The organism is Chitinophaga qingshengii, assembly GCF_014529935.1.
Lineage (GTDB): Bacteria > Bacteroidota > Bacteroidia > Chitinophagales > Chitinophagaceae > Chitinophaga > Chitinophaga qingshengii.
Map to the genome: position 1 here is coordinate 1266122 of NZ_JACVFC010000001.1, position 16636 is coordinate 1282757.

General features: G+C 50.4%; 13 protein-coding genes. 3 read left to right on the plus strand and 10 right to left on the minus strand.

Features of this window, described 5'->3' with window-relative positions:
- Nucleotides 1-5: 5 nt before the first annotated feature.
- On the minus strand, nt 6-1016 hold the full coding sequence (gene fbp / locus ICL07_RS04530) for a class 1 fructose-bisphosphatase (protein ID WP_188086741.1): 1011 nt from the start codon (nt 1014-1016) through the stop codon (nt 6-8).
- Nucleotides 1017-1160: 144 nt separating this feature from the next.
- On the opposite strand from fbp, the gene ICL07_RS04535 reads away from it, so the two are divergent.
- The 3 genes from ICL07_RS04535 (at nt 1161) to ICL07_RS04545 (ending at nt 5511) form a co-directional block, all read left to right on the plus strand.
- Nucleotides 1161-2429 carry an aspartate kinase gene (locus tag ICL07_RS04535; RefSeq protein WP_188086742.1) on the plus strand — a complete coding sequence of 423 codons (1269 nt, stop codon included), beginning with the start codon at nt 1161-1163 and terminating at the stop codon, nt 2427-2429.
- A 296-nt stretch (nt 2430-2725) separates the two neighbouring features.
- Complete coding sequence (locus tag ICL07_RS04540; protein WP_188086743.1) at nt 2726-3001, plus strand: hypothetical protein; 276 nt, start codon at nt 2726-2728, stop codon at nt 2999-3001.
- A gap of 68 nt (nt 3002-3069) precedes the next feature.
- Complete coding sequence (locus ICL07_RS04545) at nt 3070-5511, plus strand: outer membrane beta-barrel family protein (protein WP_188086744.1); 2442 nt, start codon at nt 3070-3072, stop codon at nt 5509-5511.
- Here ICL07_RS04545 and ICL07_RS04550 read toward each other — a convergent pair.
- The 9 genes from ICL07_RS04550 to nuoF are packed head-to-tail and all read right to left on the minus strand — an operon-like array spanning nt 5508 to nt 16636.
- The gene (locus ICL07_RS04550) at nt 5508-6947 is read right to left on the minus strand and encodes an NADH-quinone oxidoreductase subunit N (RefSeq protein WP_188086745.1); all 1440 of its coding nucleotides are present in this window, start codon (nt 6945-6947) and stop codon (nt 5508-5510) included. The genes ICL07_RS04545 and ICL07_RS04550 overlap by 4 nt on opposite strands.
- Nucleotides 6934-8385, minus strand: a complete 1452-nt coding sequence (gene nuoM / locus ICL07_RS04555; protein ID WP_188086746.1) for an NADH-quinone oxidoreductase subunit M — start codon at nt 8383-8385, stop codon at nt 6934-6936. The genes ICL07_RS04550 and nuoM overlap by 14 nt, the downstream gene beginning before the upstream one ends.
- A gap of 24 nt (nt 8386-8409) precedes the next feature.
- Nucleotides 8410-10305 carry an NADH-quinone oxidoreductase subunit L gene (nuoL, locus tag ICL07_RS04560; protein WP_188086747.1) on the minus strand — a complete coding sequence of 632 codons (1896 nt, stop codon included), beginning with the start codon at nt 10303-10305 and terminating at the stop codon, nt 8410-8412.
- A gap of 31 nt (nt 10306-10336) precedes the next feature.
- Entirely contained in the window at nt 10337-10645 is a 309-nt protein-coding gene (gene nuoK / locus ICL07_RS04565; RefSeq protein ID WP_188086748.1) for an NADH-quinone oxidoreductase subunit NuoK, read from the minus strand.
- Nucleotides 10642-11172: an NADH-quinone oxidoreductase subunit J gene (gene nuoJ / locus ICL07_RS04570; RefSeq protein ID WP_188086749.1), complete on the minus strand. Its 531-nt coding sequence runs from the start codon at nt 11170-11172 to the stop codon at nt 10642-10644. The genes nuoK and nuoJ overlap by 4 nt, the downstream gene beginning before the upstream one ends.
- Nucleotides 11173-11183: 11 nt before the next feature.
- Nucleotides 11184-11699 (minus strand): NADH-quinone oxidoreductase subunit NuoI, encoded by a 516-nt coding sequence (gene nuoI / locus ICL07_RS04575; RefSeq protein ID WP_188086750.1) that lies wholly within the window; start codon nt 11697-11699, stop codon nt 11184-11186.
- A gap of 24 nt (nt 11700-11723) precedes the next feature.
- A complete protein-coding gene (gene nuoH / locus ICL07_RS04580; protein WP_188086751.1) occupies nt 11724-12677 on the minus strand; it encodes an NADH-quinone oxidoreductase subunit NuoH in 954 nt (317 codons plus the stop codon).
- A gap of 4 nt (nt 12678-12681) precedes the next feature.
- On the minus strand, nt 12682-15375 hold the full coding sequence (gene nuoG, locus ICL07_RS04585) for an NADH-quinone oxidoreductase subunit NuoG (protein ID WP_188086752.1): 2694 nt from the start codon (nt 15373-15375) through the stop codon (nt 12682-12684).
- Nucleotides 15356-16636 (minus strand): NADH-quinone oxidoreductase subunit NuoF, encoded by a 1281-nt coding sequence (gene nuoF / locus ICL07_RS04590; RefSeq protein WP_188086753.1) that lies wholly within the window; start codon nt 16634-16636, stop codon nt 15356-15358. Before nuoF ends, nuoG begins: the two co-directional genes overlap by 20 nt.

A 16636-nucleotide genomic window follows, 5' to 3' on the forward strand; every position in this document is an offset into this window, starting at 1 on the left:
TTCCGCTATTTGTTCATGATGTCTTTCCAGGTCTCCATCATGTTTTTGGAGCCGATGAAAATAGGCACCCGTTGGTGCAATTGTACCGGCTTCAGTTCCAGCAGGCGCTGACGGCTATTGGCCATAGACATACCGCCGGCTTTCTCCATAATGAAAGACATGGGGTTACACTCGTAACAGAGGCGCAGACGGCCGGACGCATATTTGCCGAAAGCCGGATACATAAAGATACCCCCCTGAATAAGGGTACGATGTATTTCCGCTACCATGCAACCTACAAAACGGTGCCGGTAGATCCGGTCGTTTTCATTGCGGGCCATAAAATGATCGATAGACTGACGCACTCTCTCTTCGTACAGATAATAATAACCCACGTTCACGGAGAAGATATCGCTTTCCGGCGGGCATTTCAGGTTGGGATGCGACAGGCAGAACTCTCCGATGGAAGGGTCCAGGGTAAAACCCTGTACACTACGGCGGGTAGCATATACCATCATGGTAGAAGAACCATAGATGATATAACCGGCAGCGATCTGCTGGGTACCCGGCTGCAGGAAATCCTCCAGGTTACATTCCTCTCCTTCCGGCGACAGGCGGCGGTAAACAGAGAAAATGGTGCCGATGGATACATTCACGTCGATATTGCTGGAGCCATCTAACGGATCAAGCAATACTACATATTTGGATTTTTTAGAGTGTTCGTCAGTAAAGGCGATGAAGTGTTCTTCCTCCTCGGAAGCCACGCCGCAGCAATAAATGCTGGTACGTAATGAGTTGATAAACTGTTCATTGGCAAATTCATCGAGCTTTTTAACGGATTCGCCCTGCACGTTGGTTTTGCCGGCTTCTCCCAGGATATCAGCAATACCGGCTTTGTTTACCTCCACATTTACCCTTTTACCAGCCAGACCGATATCGCGCAGTAAACCTGACAACTGGCCTGTAGCGCCGGGATAGTTACGTAACTCCTGGATGGTAAATTCATCCAGGGTCATTACTTTTTCCTTGTGATTCATAACGTTATTTCAGTTTTCCGGGACGAAATTACAGGAATACGCGCTTATTTTAAGGGAAATGTCATTTCTCTGTAAACAGATTTTAAAACAATTCTAAACTTGCCGTAATTTGCCAAATAATTTTTCAAAAGGACAAACTATCATATGAAGGTTTTCAAGTTTGGCGGCGCAAGTTTAGAAAGTGTTGAACGCATTAAGCAAGTAGCACAAATCGTCCAGTCATTTCCGGACGACAAACTCCTGATTGTTATCTCGGCCATGGGCAAAACGACCAATGAGCTGGAGAAAGTGGCGCAGAACTACTTTATGCGCAAAAGGGAGATAGCCGCCCAGTTGCTGTATAACGTAGAACAGCAGCACATCCAGGTAGCCGAAACCATTCTGGGGACCCGTCAACACCCACTTTTCCAGCAACTGCAGCAGTTCTTCACGGAAGCAGAATGGACGCTGGGAGAAAAACCCATACGGGCGTACGACTATTACTACGATCAGCTGGTAGGTATGGGCGAACTGCTCAGCACCGCCATTGTCAGTGCATTCTTTAATTCCGTCGGTTTATCCAATACCTGGGTGGATGTGCGCGATGTGTTCCGTACCGACGATAACTTCCGCGATGCCAATATCGACTGGGCTTTTACCCAGAAACAGGTAACCGAAAAAGTAGCCCCGCTGTTCGATACCACCAATATCGTGATTGCACAGGGTTTTATCGGCAGCACCGACCAAAACGAAAGCGTGACCCTGGGCCGTGAAGGCAGTGACTACTCCGCTGCTGTATTTGCCAATATGCTCAACGCGGAAAGCCAAACCATCTGGAAAGATGTGGAAGGCCTTAAAAATGCCGATCCCAAACTCTTCCCCAATACGGTGAACATTCCGGAAATCAGCTATGGCGAAGTAATTGAGATGGCCTACTATGGCGCACAGGTGATTCACCCGAAAACCATCAAACCACTGCAGAATAAACAGATACCCTTACTGGTAAAATGTTTCCTGGATAAAAACCTCCCCGGTACTGTTATCAAAGAGCAGGCAGACAGCCGGCAGCTGCCTCCCATTATCGTGCTGAAAAGAAACCAGGTGTTGCTGACCCTTACTTCCAAGGACTACGCCTTCATCACAGAAGATAAGATCAGTGATATTTACGAAACCTTCCACCGCCTGAAAGTGAAGATCAACCTGATGCAGAACGGCGCTATCACCTTCTCCTGCTGTATTGACCACAATGCGGAAAAGATTGAGCTGCTGATTAAAACCCTGCACAACGACTTCAAGATCTCCTACCACGAAGGACTGGAACTGCTAACCGTACGGTATGACCAGGATGGTTTGCTGGAAAATCTCAGCAACCACCACACCATACTGCTGGAACAACGCTCCCAGGTAACGGTACAGCGATTGCTGAAGAAATAACCACGCAAAGGCGCAAAGCAGCAAAGGCGCGAAGAGATAAATATCTTACAAGATAAGTAAACATTCTTTGCGCCTTTGCTGCTTTGCGCCTTTGCGTGAAACAACCGTTTATCCCCGGAATTTAACAACCTATCCTATTCCCTGCCGCCGCATTTCATTCCCTCTTATTTTTATATTGGTTTCCACTGCTTTGAGATTGGATGAACAGCCCCTGCCCTGCCCGGAAATTTTTTTTCGTCGCCGGTGCAACCTTTTTTCTGACAGGTCGTCTTTAAGATGTTAAAAGTGCTATGATTATGAAAAAAGCCGCCCTGTTACTGATAGTTACCTGTTGTATCGCGCTGGTCGTTGCCTCCAAGGGCCTGTTAAAAGATATGGCACCCATGCAAAGCAGTCCTCCGGATGTGCTGCCTTTATTTGTGATAACACAAGCCAATTGCCCTGCTCCAACGTCAAGCGAGGTGAATGCAACGGTTACCCCTGATAATGCGCTGATTCGGACCAGACCCATCCATGACGCATTTAAAACTATATTCAATATATACCGTACACAAAACCAGATCAGACAGTAATCAATAAGCTGTCTTCCTCATTTACTTATTGAATCGCTTCTGAGAAAAAATCTAATCTAAACGACTGTATGAAAAAATTCATCGTCGTGCTGGGGATACTCATGTCTGTTGGCATGTATTCTTTTGCACAAAAAACCACTCCTTCCGGCTCTATTTCCTTCAAAATAACAGACGCCTCCGGCAAGCCGCTTCCCTTTGCCAGCGTACTTTTACGTAAAACAAAAGACTCTGCCCAGGTAAAAGGTGAAATGTCATCCGAAGCGGGCGACGGCCGTTTTGAAAAAATCCCTTATGGCCAATATTTTCTCCAGGTATCCCAGATGGGGTATAATACCCAGTATGCCGCTAATTTTTCGGTAGATGCCTCCCATACTTCCGTTACCCTGCCTCCTATCAGCCTGCAACAGCTGTCCAAAAGCCTGCAAACGGTGAATGTGACCGCCACCAAGCCCTTTATTGAAAAAAGTGCCGGTAAAACCGTACTCAATGTAGAAAGCAGCGTGACCGCCGTTGGCAACAGCGCCCTCGATATCCTGAAAAGGGCACCGGGCGTACAGATTGACAACAACGAAAACGTAAAAATGAAAGGCCAGACCGTAACCGTGATGATCGACGGTAAACTGACTTACCTCAGCGGCGAAGACCTGACCAACCTGCTGAAAAATACACCCGGCGAATCTATCGCACAGATAGAACTACTGACCAGCCCATCAGCAAAATACGATGCCTCCGGCAATGGCGGTATCATCAACATAAAAACAAAAAAAGGAAAACTGACAGGTATTAACGGAACCGTTAACGCTACCCTGTCGCAGTCCCGCTATGGTACCTACAGTGCCAATGGCAACTTCAACTGGCGCACGCCTAAATTCAACCTGTTCGGCGACCTGGGCAGAACTGACCGCCCTTTCCAGATCACCCGCCATTATAGCAGACGTTTCAATGACAAAGGTGTGATCACCGAACAAACCCAGGATATTTTCCAGCGGAACCGATTCCAACGCAATGCGGCTAAAATAGGGTTCGATTATTTCCTGAATGATAAAAACACTATTGGCGTACTGGTAAATGGTTTTAAAAACCGGTTCAACAACCAGATATACAGCAACACCAATTTTATGAGTGCGCCCGGCGCTCCGGCCGACTCCATCGTCAACTCCTATTCCACCAACAATAACCATTTCAATAATATCGCCATCAACCTGAACTACAAAGCAGTACTGGATACGTCCGGCCGCGAATACAGTGTGGACGCCGATTACGCCCGCTTCAACAGCGACCGTTCCCTGCTGCTGAACGACAGTATGCTGGACGTTAAAAAACAACAGGTACGCAACCCTAATGGCATCCGTAACCAGGGCGGTACCCAAATCACCATTAAAAGTCTGAAAGGCGATTTCTCCTGGCCGCTGGGTAAAAACGGAAAAGTAGAAGCCGGCCTGAAAGCCAGTCTCGTTACCACCAGCAACAAACTGGCGTACGACTCCCTGCAAAATGGCACTTACCACTTTGCTCCCAGTCAGAGCAATGAATTTAAATACCAGGAAGATGTATATGCCGCCTATGCCAGCTATAAAAAACAACTGACGCCCAAAACCGGTATCCAGGCGGGGTTAAGGGTGGAAAACACCAAATCCGACGGCTACTCCGTCACCCTTAAAAGCCAGGTAGTACGCAGTTACACCGACTTCTTCCCGAACCTCACCATCGATCAGAAACTGAATGAACAAAATAAAATCAGCCTCGCCTATTCCCGCCGTATCGAACGCCCGGAATACAGTCAGCTGAACCCTTTCATGTTTTATCTTGATAAATACACTTTCTTCCGGGGCAATCCCTACCTGCGGCCGCAATACACCAACAACGTGGAACTGGCGTACACCTTCAAAGACAAGTACATTGCCACACTGGGATACAACCGCACCACTGATGTGATCAACGAGTTCCTGTACCAGGATGATAGCGCCAAAACATCCACCAGCACTTTGATGAACTATCAAAAGAGCCATGTGTACAGCCTCGCTGTGACCCTGCCTTTCCAGGTTACCAAATGGTGGAATAGCGATAACAATCTGAATGCAGCCTATAACGATTATTACTTCACCAACAACAAGAACCAAAAGGAGATGACCAATAGCTTCACCTACAGCTTTAATACCACCAATACCTTCACCCTGCCGAAGGATTTTAAGCTGGAAGTGTCCGGTTATTATAACTCTCCGTTTGTATACGCCATCTTCAAAGGCTACAGCGAGTATAACCTGAACCTGGGTATACAAAAAACATTCTGGGATAAAAAAGCCACCATTAAATTCAACTATAACAACATCCTGCGGAATGAATCCTACAGAGGGATTGCGCAGTACAGCAACCTGGCCTTGCATATCTTTAACACCTGGCAGTTCAGAACAGCCAGCCTCTACTTCAGCTACCGCTTTGGTAACAGCAGTATCAAAGCAGCCCGTGACAGGAAAACAGGTACCAGTGATGAACAGAAAAGAGCAGGTTAAACAATCATTTTCATCATCTGCTGGATCAGTTGCATCATCGCAGTGGGATATATCCCCAGTCCCACCAGCAACAGCGTCAGCAACATCAGCGTGATATTACCGGCTACAGGCAGCGAGGGTTTGATATACGTCACCTCCCCTGTAGCCAGTGACTTAAACATCATGGCAATAATGCGGATATAATAGTACAGGCCAATCACACTGTTGATCACCAGCATAAACAACAGGAACCACATATGCCCGTTGACGCCCGCCATCACGATATAAAATTTCCCGATAAAGCCCGCTGTCAGCGGAATACCGGCCAGAGACAGTAACATCGCGGTAAATACCGTCGCTACCCAGGGATAACGCCAGAACATACTTCTGTAATCATCCAGTGTTTCCGCATCCTGTATACTGCTGCTCATCACGATCAATACCCCGAAAGCCCCGATACTGGTGATAAAATAAGCCACCAGGTAAAAAGAGATCGCTTCCAGACCCGTTTGCACCCCCGACAGAAAAGCCACCAGTATATATCCCATGTGTGCAATGGAAGAATATGCCAGTATCCGTTTGATGTTCTGCTGTGTCAGCGCCAGCCAGTTGCCCACAAACATAGAAGCCACCGCTACGATTGCCAGCATCCACCAGATCATCGAGTAGTCGTTGCCGTGAATATCTACATAAAAACGGATCAGCACAACCAGCATACCGCCTTTGGAAATGGTAGCAATAAAAGCCGATACCGGTAAAGGCGCGCCTTCGTAAATATCCGGCGCCCACATGTGGAATGGCACCACTCCCAGTTTGAAACCGATGCCAATCAGCATCATACCGAATCCGGCCAGCACAGTAACGGGTATATATCCCGCCTGCCGGAGTGCAGCACCGATACCCGGGAAGTCCATATGCCCCGTAAACGCGTACACGAGCGCCATACCGAACAGCAGGAAGGCCGAAGATAAGGCCGCCAGGATCAGGTATTTAATCCCGGCTTCGTCTGACCGTTCCCGTGCCCGGAGGTAGGCAATCAATCCATATAAACTGATGCTGAGTATTTCAAGGCCCAGGAACAACGACATAAAGTGGCGGCTCACCACCAACACCAAAGCGCCGGTAGTAGCCAGCGGGAGCAAGAGATAATATTCTTCCTTACGTTCCTCCCGCTCTTCAAAATAGTTGTAGGATAACAACAGGATAATCAATCCCGATGTGAGCACCAGTCCGGTGTTGAAGAGGGAGAATTCATCCACTACCAGTAAAGGCGGCACGGTATGCGGAATATACAGCATAGCCGGGATGATGGCCGTTAACGCCATCAGGTAGGCTAACAGGGAAAACACATAGGTAATGCGGTGATTCCGTTTGAAGGCAATCAGCAACATAGAAATCACCACTGCCGTAAACAGCGTGATCAAAGGCCCCAGGCTTATGAAATCAGCGAACGACATAATCAGTTTTTTGTGAAGTATTTAAAACCGGCTGCGGATGTAATCCCAATAACAGAATCGCCGCCACCAGCGCCACGATGATCACCAGTTCCCGTTTGTTGAGGTCTGGTAATGCATACTGCTGATGACTGGGCCCGAAGAAAACCTTTTGCATGATGCGCAGCGAATAAGCGGTAGCCACTACCAGTCCGATGGTGGCAAACACCGTGATCCAGCGATCGGCCTGCCAGCTTCCCAGCAGGATCAGGAATTCTGCCACGAAGTTGCCCAGTCCCGGCAACCCCAGCGAGGCCATTACAAATATCATGGTAGCGCTGCCCATCACCGGTACTTTAGACCATAGTCCGCCCATATCCTGTATGTTGCGGGTATGAATTCTTTCATACAGCGCGCCGGCAATGATAAACAGGGCACCGGTACTGATACCGTGGGCGATCATCTGCATGACAACGCCTTCATAGGCGAGCGTGTTGAAGGAAAAAGCACCTACCAGCACAAATCCCATATGGCTAACACTCGTATAGGCGATTAGTCTTTTCAGGTCGTTTTGGGCATAAGCCAGCATCCCCCCGTAAATAATGCCCAGCACGCCAAGGAACATGATCCAGGGCGCATAATGGGCCGCCGCTTCCGGGAACAGCGGTAGTACCAGCCGGAGAATACCATAAGCGCCCGTTTTCAACAGCAGCCCGGCCAGGATAACACTGCCGGCAGTAGGCGCTTCCGTATGCGCATCCGGCAGCCAGGTATGAAAGGGTACCGCTGGCAGCTTCACCAGGAAAGCAATGAGGAAACCCAACATCAGCCAACGGGCCGTGTCCTGTTGCATGGGTGTATGCAGCAGCGAAAAATAATCGTACGTATATACGCCGGTGTTAGCCCCATGAATAAAGTACAGCGCCAGGATGGCCAGCAACATCAACAGGCCGCCAGCCTGGGTGAAAATAAAAAACTTGTTGGCTGCGTATTCCCTGCGCTCATGTCCCCAGATACCAATCAGGAAATACATCGGTATCAGCATCATCTCCCAGAAAAAATAAAAGAGAAAAAGGTCCATGGTCAAAAACACACCAGTGATGCCTGTCAGTACGAACAACAGGTTGAAATGGAAGAACCCTACCCGCTGATTGATTTCCTTCCAGGAGATCAGCACCGATAACGCACCCAGGAAAAACGTGAGTACCAGCATCAACAGCGATAGACCATCCATAGCCAGGTTAAGGCTGATTCCAAAATGCGGTACCCAATCAGCCTTGTATTGGTATATCCACTGCCCGCCGGTAGCAGCATGGGTAGCCCATATCTGGCCCACGATCACCAGGTTGACCAGCAAACTGGCCAGCGCGATACAGCGGGACCACAGCACATTCCGCGAGGCCGCTATCCAGGATAAGAGCGCACCTGCCAATGGAATGAGGATCAATAACAAGAGGATCATTATAATAACATTTAACCGTTAACGTTAGACAACCCCGTGCAACCGCCAAATCAATACCGATAAGATAGCGACCGCCCCCAACACCACACCCATGATATACCATCGGAGAATACCACTCTGCGTACGTGCCATCAGGTTATGACACATCTCCATCAACTGTGCCGTTCCGGTATATATTTTATCGATCAGATCTTTACGATTGATTTGGGAGAGATATACAAATGGCCGTACGATGAGCGCATCGTTCAAGGCGTCCATGTCCCAACCACGTTTCCAAAAGCCTTGTAACCACACCTGTCCCGGCATACTGAGAAAGTCCACCATACCCTGCGGCCTTTTGAGCACCCATACATAAGCCAGACATATACCACCCAGTGCCACTGCTGCCGAAGCCAGCTGCGACAACCATTCCATAACCACGCTGTCCTGCGCCATTTGTACAGCCGGCAATACAGGAAGCAACCAGTTGCTGAACAACGTGACATGCCCCAGGGTATGCGGCAGCTCTATGAACCCGGCTACCGTAGTGAGAACTGACAGGATATATAAAGGCACCATCATCACGGGGCCGGGTATACGATGTACCGTTGTTTTGGCCTCTCCATAAAACACCAGGAAAAACATACGGAAGGTGTACATGCCTGTCAACAAAGCGCCCAGCACCGCCGCCAGCCAATACACTTTATGTCCGCCTGCAGCGGCGAAAGACAGCCAGATGATCTGGTCTTTACTGTAGAAACCCGCTGTTATAAAAGGAATAGCGGTAAGCGAAGCACAACCAATCAGGAACACCCAGCACACTGCCGGCAGCGACTTTTTCAATCCCCCCATTTTGAACATATCCTGCTCATGATGCAAAGCCACAATCACTGCGCCTGCTGCCATGAACAATAATGCTTTAAAAAACGCATGTGTCACAAAATGGAAGATAGCCGCCGACCAGGCGCCACAACCCAATGCAAGGAACATGTATCCTATCTGGCTGATGGTAGAATAAGCCAGTACTCTTTTGATATCCGTTTGCACCAGTGCGCTTACACCCGCCATCAACAAGGTGATGGCCCCGATAACAGCCGTGGTGGTTTGTGCCGCAGGCGATAATTCAAATACTACATGCATGCGGGCAATGAGGTATACCCCCGCAGTAACCATCGTGGCCGCGTGTATCAATGCGCTCACTGGTGTGGGGCCGGCCATGGCATCGGGGAGCCAGGTTTGTAGCGGTAGCTGGGCCGACTTACCAACGGCGCCGCCCAGTAATAATAAGGCAATGAGCGTAATAGCAGGATCGCCCTTCTGCCATAACACCGGCGCTTCCTGCAACAGGCGCTGAATATTGAGCGTACCCATGTATTGAAACAACAGGAACAGCGCAATGGCCATCGCGGTATCACCTACCCTTGTCACCAGGAAAGCTTTACGGGCCGCATAATTATTGGCCGGATCTTTATACCAAAAACCAATCAGCAGATAACTGCAGAGGCCTACGCCTTCCCAGCCCAGGTATAACAACAACAGGTTGTCTGCCATTACCAGCACCAGCATAGCGCCTACAAACAGGTTCATACAGGCAAAAAAACGACCATAGTCCTCATCATCGTGCATATAACCGGTGGCATATACATGGATTAAAAATCCAACAACGGTAATCACCAGCGTAAACACTACCGACAGGGCATCCATCCGGAAATCAATACCAGCAGCAAAACCCGGCACCTGCATCCATTGCCATACGTGCTGCACCAATGGTTGTTTACCGGCAGAAGCCACCGTTGCTGCTACGATCAGCGCCACCACAGCGGACAGGCCCACACTACCGCAGCCAATAACGGTTACGGCACTACGGCTGATACGTTTCCAGCAAAGCATGAGTATGCATGCGCCGAGAAAAGGAATTGCTGGTATGAGTGCAGGCAGCATCTGATCATGTTTTTAAAGGTGATAAGGAAGATTATCCATTCATCCTGCTGGCTTCGTCACTATCCAGGGAGCGCAGCTGATGGTACAGTTGCAGTATCAGCGCCAGTCCCACCGATACCTCCGCCGCCGCCATGGCGAGGATGAACATAAACATCACCTGCCCGTCGGCCTGTCCCCAGTGGGAGGCGGCCACTACAAAAGCAAGACCGGCAGCGTTGAGCATGATCTCCACGGACAACAACATAAAGATGATGTTGCGCCGGATCAACACGCTGATGAGGCCCAGCACAAAGAGAATACCGGCCAATAGCAGGCCCGCCGTTGTAGGATGCAGGTTCATGTGTCTAAATTATTTTCAAGAAATCGATGTAAGGTCTTTTTGTGTTGCCGTCCCAGGTGGTATGCGCCTACAATACCCGCCATCAGCAGGATACCCGTGAGCTCCACCGCTATCAGGTAAGGCCCGAATAAAGCCATGCCTACCTGTTTGGGCGGCACTATCTGTATACCCGCTGCCGGTTGTTTGTTCTGTAGAATCAGGTACAACAGTTCCGCCAGCAGCACGAAACAAAACACGCCGGGTACGATCCATATCCGGGGCCGCAGCCAGGCTTTTTCATTTTCCGCCGTTTCCAGCCCGAGGTTGAGCATCATCACAAAAAAGATGATCAATACCATGATAGCCCCGGCGTAAATGATAATTTCCAGCACCGCCATAAACGGCGCACCATAAGTAAACAATACCACTGCCACTGCCAGCAGGGACACTACCAGGTACAGCAGTGCATGCATGATATGGTAACAGGTGATGACCCGTAAAGTGGCCAGCACTGCTATGAATGCGGCAATGATAAATGTGATGTCCATGGTACTTGCATTTATGGTAACAGGCTCTTGATATCTACCGGTGGTTCTTCCTGTTCTGCCTCTCCTTTGTCTTTATCCTTAATAGCGAGTCCCGCCACCCTGTAGTAGTTATAGCCCGGATACTTTCCCTGGCTGGGTATCAACAGATCATGCTTTTCATATACCAGGTTCTGACGATTATATTCCGACATTTCAAAATCGGGTAACAGCTGAATAGCGTAGGTGGGACAGGCTTCTTCACAGAAACCGCAAAAGATGCAGCGGGAGAAATTGATCCGGAAAAATTCCGGGTAACGCCGGCCGTGTTCATCTTCCGTAGCTTGCAGCGAGATACAGTCTACCGGGCAGGCTGCAGCACATAGATAACAACCTACGCAGCGCTCTTCTCCGTCCGGGTCCCGTGTGAGGGCGATGCGGCCCCGCCACCGGGCGGGCAGCGGCGCTTTGTGTTCAGGATACTGGTAAGTATCCCGTTTATGGAACATATGCAGGAACACCAGCCACATACTGCGTAATAGACTAAACATACATTTTGATATTTTGAAATTTAGTTATTCGGATATTAACCAAAGTTTGATCGCCGCTGTCACCAACAGGTTAAGCAACGATAACGGGAACAACACTTTCCAGCCATACTCCATCAGCTGATCATACCGCGGCCTCGGCATGGAAGCACGCAGCAGTATGAACAGGGAAATGAACAGGAAAGTTTTAATCACAAACCAGATAATAGGCGGCAGAAACGTTGGCCCCAGCCAGCCGCCGAAATAAAGCGTTACCACCATGGCGGAAATCAGCGTGATACCCAGGTATTCGCCGATGAAAAACATACCGAATTTCATCCCGGAATATTCCGCGTGATAACCCGCTACCAGTTCGCTTTCCGCTTCCGGTATATCAAAAGGCAGGCGGTGCGTTTCAGCGATACCCGCCACCATGAAGATGAGGAAGCCCAATAGTTGCGGTACCACAAACCATACCGTACGCTGTGCTTCTACTATTTTTTGCAGATTGAACGAATCACTCAGTACCACCACGCCCATGAGCGACAGGCCCATGAACACCTCGTAGCTGATCATCTGTGAAGCGCCTCTCATAGCGCCCAACAGCGAATATTTATTATTCGAGGCCCACCCGCCCAGCACAATGCTATATACTCCTAACGACGACATCGCCAGGAAAAACAATACCCCGATGTTCATATCTGCTACCACAATGCCCGGTGCAAAAGGGATGATCACAAAACTCATCAGCACGCTGGCCACTACCACAGCGGGTGCAAATACAAACACCACCTTGTCTGCAAACGGCGGAATCCAGTCTTCTTTAAAGAACAGTTTCAGCGTGTCCGCCAGTACAATAAACAGTCCGAAAGGACCGGCCCTGTTGGGTCCGTAGCGGTCCTGCCAGAGGGCCAGCATCCTGCGTTCCAGCCATATCAGTCCTGCGGCTGTATTTAACAGTGCGAAAAGTACGCCTCCTATGATCCACCAGGCATTTATCATAGCTTTAAATTTTAACCAGCAGCGGCGCTTCCGCCACCTGCATATGCGGCAGTCCTACCGGGATACCGGCAGCGCCTTTTTGCAGGGTATCGTTGATAACGACCGGCAACGCATACTGATGACCATTATTCATAAAATAGAGCAGATGTCCTGCTGCCACCTGAAAACGGCGGGCGTCTTCACTGTGCAGCATAATGTAGGGAGCAGGTATACGCTCGGCAATGCCTGGCGTATGAATGCTCAGTTCCTCCGATCCGAAGATGTGGTAAAGCGGCACCAATAGCAGGTGGCCCCCCACCGGTATAAACGGATCGGGAATATTAGAATAGAATTTCGTTTGACCGTTTACGTTAGGTTCCAGGAGGCGTTTACCGGGATTGCCGTCGTGCAGGGGACCACCGGTTTCTACCTGGTACTTATTAACCGACTGTACCGAATTCCAGCCTGGCGCCCAAAAGAAGGGGATCATGGAGGAAGGAGGCTCTCCCCGGTAGCCTTCCATAGTGAAGGAAAGCGCCGTATCTGAATCCTCCGCCGGTTTGGGTTCGCTCACGTTTATATTCGCCAGCATGGCAGTTCGGCCGCTGTAACGATGTGGTTCCCGGGGTATTTTTTGTCCGGCTATCCGGAAATCTGCCGGTGGTGTCAGCGTGTCTATACCCGTGAATACCGGGTATTTGGCAGCGATGGCTTTCAGCAGATCATCATAATGCATCAGGGAGCGGAGGAAAGGATCTCCGCAAACGTCCGCCAGTTGCAGCAACCAGCGCCAGCTTTCCTGGATGGGCACTTTGGGGGTGAATGCCTGCAGGAAACGCTGGGCACGTCCTTCATTGTTGACCAGCGTACCGTCTGCCTCGGCAAAAGTGCCCGCCGGCAGCACGATACCAGCCTTCTCTGTCGTGGCATTATGCAGATGGTCCAGTACGATCACCTCTTTACAATGCTGAAAAAACTGGTTGGCCGTGTGATGGTCCAGCCGGCGGTATAAATCATTTTCCAGTATCAGAACGGATGCAGCGGTACCATTCAACACTGCATCTACTGCAGATTCCAGGCGGTGCCCTCCCAACATCTCCAGTCCCATGCTGTTACATTCCGGTACCGTAAAGGAAAGCATGGCCTCCGCACCCTGCTGTTGCAGGGCCCAGGCCAGGTTGGCGGCAGCCCTGATCACCTGTTCACTACCGCCGCCATAGCCGGCGATCACCAGCGGTTTCTTCGCCCCCTTGAGTGCAGCGGCGATAGTAGCAGCAGCCTGCTTCCCTTCCTCCGACATACCGGTTACTTCCGGTAAGGTACCATCTAACAGATGACTAACAGCAAAGGCTATACGCGCAATATTATCCGGCGCAGTATGATAAACACCCGTAGCCAGTTCATCGAGTTTGGTGGCTACAACGTTGAGTATAAAAAGTGGTCCTTTTTCTTCCTGTACGGCCTCCCGTACGGCGGCATCCTGCCAGGCGGGCATATGGATGTTGTTAATGACGTTCTCCACCGGCATGCGGCGGATAGCCTGGCGGACGGACAGTGCCAGCATCGGCGCCGTATTCGTCAGGTCTTCTCCCAGTATGACCACCGCATCAGCCGCTGCAGCATCCTGCAGGGAGGCCGACCGTACAGGGCCTTCCCGCAGGAGTTTAAGCATCAGGCCGACTAATTCGTGTTCTATCTCTCCTATGCCCAGGTAAAAATTATCTTCCCCCACCAGTTCCTTCAGCACATAATTGGATTCCACAGAGGCACGCGGAGACCCAATACCGATCGTTTTTCCGGGTACCATACGATGACGTACGTGTTGTAGTACGGGGAGACCATTGGAGCCATCAGCGGGAGAATGTTTTACCAGCGGTTCCCGGATACGGTCTTTACTGTTGACGAACTCGTAGCCATAACGGCCCCGGTCGCACAGGAAATAACCGTTCACCGCGCCGTTGTAGCGGTTAGTAATTTGCCGCAGCGAGCCATAACGTTCGCCGGCAATGATATTACATCCCAGGCCGCAGCCCTGGCAAATGGATGGCGCGGTAGTCAGGTCCCATTTACGGGTATAGTGCTGTTTGAGGGTTTTATCCGTGAATACACCGGTCGGACAAACTTCTACCAGGTTACCGCTGAATTCACTCTCCAGGGTGCCGTCCTGCTGGCGACCGAAATACACATGGTTATGAGCCGCGAAAACATCCAGGTCCTTGCCTCCTGCGAAATCTTTATAAAAACGTACGCAGCGGTAACACTGAATACAGCGGTTCATTTCGTGATTGATCAACGGACCGAGATATTGGTTACGATAGGTTCGTTTGGAGAAGTGATAGTCACGGTAAGCGTGGCCCGTCATCACCGTCATATCCTGCAGGTGGCAGGAACCGCCTTCATCGCATACGGCGCAGTCGTGCGGGTGATTGGTCATAAGCCAGCCGATGACATTACCTCTGAAATCTACTGCCTCTTTATCGTTAACGGATAAACGCATACCATCTTTCACCGGCTCCATGCAGGCCATCATCAGTTTACCACGGGTATCCTTTTCATCCTTGAAAATTTTGACCGCACACTGGCGGCAGGCCCCTACCGATCCAAGGGCCGGATGCCAGCAGAAATACGGCAGGTTGAGGCCCAGCGACAAACAAGCCTCCAGCAGGTTTTTACCGTCTTTCACCTCGTAGGGTATATTATCAATGTTGATGATGGGCATAAGGGCATTTTTTTTCTTTGATGTGTTGCTCAAAATCCTCCCTGAAATATTTCAGGGCACTTTGCAGGGGTTCCATTGCTCCGGGCGCCAGTGCGCAGAACGTGTTTCCCGGTCCCAGCAGTTTAGTATGTCTTTCCAGCAGTTCCAGGTCGTTTTCTTCGCCGGTGCCGTTTTCCAGTGACCATAATATTTTCTCCGTCCAGGGCAGTCCTTCCCGGCAGGGTGTGCAGAAGCCACAGGACTCCTGTGCAAAAAAATGTTCCAGGTTGTGTACAAAGCCGACAGGGCACGTGCGGTCGTCGAGTACGACCATCGTGCCGGTACCCAGCCTGCTGCCGGCGGCAGCCACTCCTGCGAAGTCCATCTTCACATCGAGGTGAGCATCAGTCAGAAAATCAGTAGATGCGCCACCGGGCAGGGCTCCCCGGAAACGGTAGCCTTTTTGCATGCCACCGGCATATTCTTCCAACAGTTCGCGCATAGTAATACCCATTGGAAGTTCCCATGCACCGGGCTTGTTGACCCTGCCACTGACGCCATAAATTTTCGTTCCCCCGTCGGCGGTATAACTCAATGATTTAAACCAGGTTTCCCCGTTGTTGACGATATGGGAAATCCAGCTAAGGGTTTCCACATTGTTTACGATAGTAGGTCTTCCAAACAATCCACTTACCTGTGGAAACGGTGGTTTCGCACGCGGCGTGGCCCTTCGGCCCTCCAGGGAATTGAGGAGGGCGGTTTCTTCTCCACACATATACCGGCCCACGCCGGTATGCAGCTGCATTTCCAGACTGAAAGCGCTGCCCAGAATGTTTTTTCCAAGGTATCCTGCCGTATAGGCGTCTGCGATAGCCCTGCGCATTTCGCGGGCGGCATCTTTATAAGCCCATCGCAGGAATACAAATGCGTCTGTAGCCTGGATGGCATAAGCCGCTATGATCATGCCTTCCAGCAGCTGATGCGGATTCCCTTCCAGCAGCCAGCGGTCTTTGAAGGTGCCCGGTTCCATTTCATCCGCATTGGCAATAAGGTATTTGGGGCCTGGCACATTCATAGGTACGAAGCTCCATTTCACACCAGTGGCGAAACCGGCGCCACCACGACCTTTCAGGTTGGCATCCTTCACCAGTGTGCCGACCTGCGCCGGGTCCATTTCCTTCAGGGCTTTGCGCAGGGCGGTATAACCACCCACGGCCTCGTACTCCCGGAGATGCAGGGTAGCTCCGTTGTCAGGAATATGTTGTGTGAGTGGTCTTTCCAT

Excerpts from the sequence above, each read along its gene's own strand:
- nuoJ (WP_188086749.1), bottom strand. The coding sequence starts at position 11,172 with ATGGACATCACATTTATCATTGCCGCATTCATAGCAGTGCTGGCCACT.
- ICL07_RS04545 (WP_188086744.1), top strand. The coding sequence starts at position 3,070 with ATGAAAAAATTCATCGTCGTGCTGGGGATACTCATGTCTGTTGGCATG.
- ICL07_RS04550 (WP_188086745.1), bottom strand. The coding sequence starts at position 6,947 with ATGTCGTTCGCTGATTTCATAAGCCTGGGGCCTTTGATCACGCTGTTT.
- nuoM (WP_188086746.1), bottom strand. The coding sequence starts at position 8,385 with ATGATCCTCTTGTTATTGATCCTCATTCCATTGGCAGGTGCGCTCTTA.
- ICL07_RS04535 (WP_188086742.1), top strand. The coding sequence starts at position 1,161 with ATGAAGGTTTTCAAGTTTGGCGGCGCAAGTTTAGAAAGTGTTGAACGC.
- fbp (WP_188086741.1), bottom strand. The coding sequence starts at position 1,016 with ATGAATCACAAGGAAAAAGTAATGACCCTGGATGAATTTACCATCCAG.
- nuoH (WP_188086751.1), bottom strand. The coding sequence starts at position 12,677 with ATGATAAATGCCTGGTGGATCATAGGAGGCGTACTTTTCGCACTGTTA.
- nuoG (WP_188086752.1), bottom strand. The coding sequence starts at position 15,375 with ATGCCCATCATCAACATTGATAATATACCCTACGAGGTGAAAGACGGT.
- nuoK (WP_188086748.1), bottom strand. The coding sequence starts at position 10,645 with ATGAACCTGCATCCTACAACGGCGGGCCTGCTATTGGCCGGTATTCTC.
- nuoL (WP_188086747.1), bottom strand. The coding sequence starts at position 10,305 with ATGCTGCCTGCACTCATACCAGCAATTCCTTTTCTCGGCGCATGCATA.
- nuoF (WP_188086753.1), bottom strand. The coding sequence starts at position 16,636 with ATGGAAAGACCACTCACACAACATATTCCTGACAACGGAGCTACCCTG.
- ICL07_RS04540 (WP_188086743.1), top strand. The coding sequence starts at position 2,726 with ATGAAAAAAGCCGCCCTGTTACTGATAGTTACCTGTTGTATCGCGCTG.
- nuoI (WP_188086750.1), bottom strand. The coding sequence starts at position 11,699 with ATGTTTAGTCTATTACGCAGTATGTGGCTGGTGTTCCTGCATATGTTC.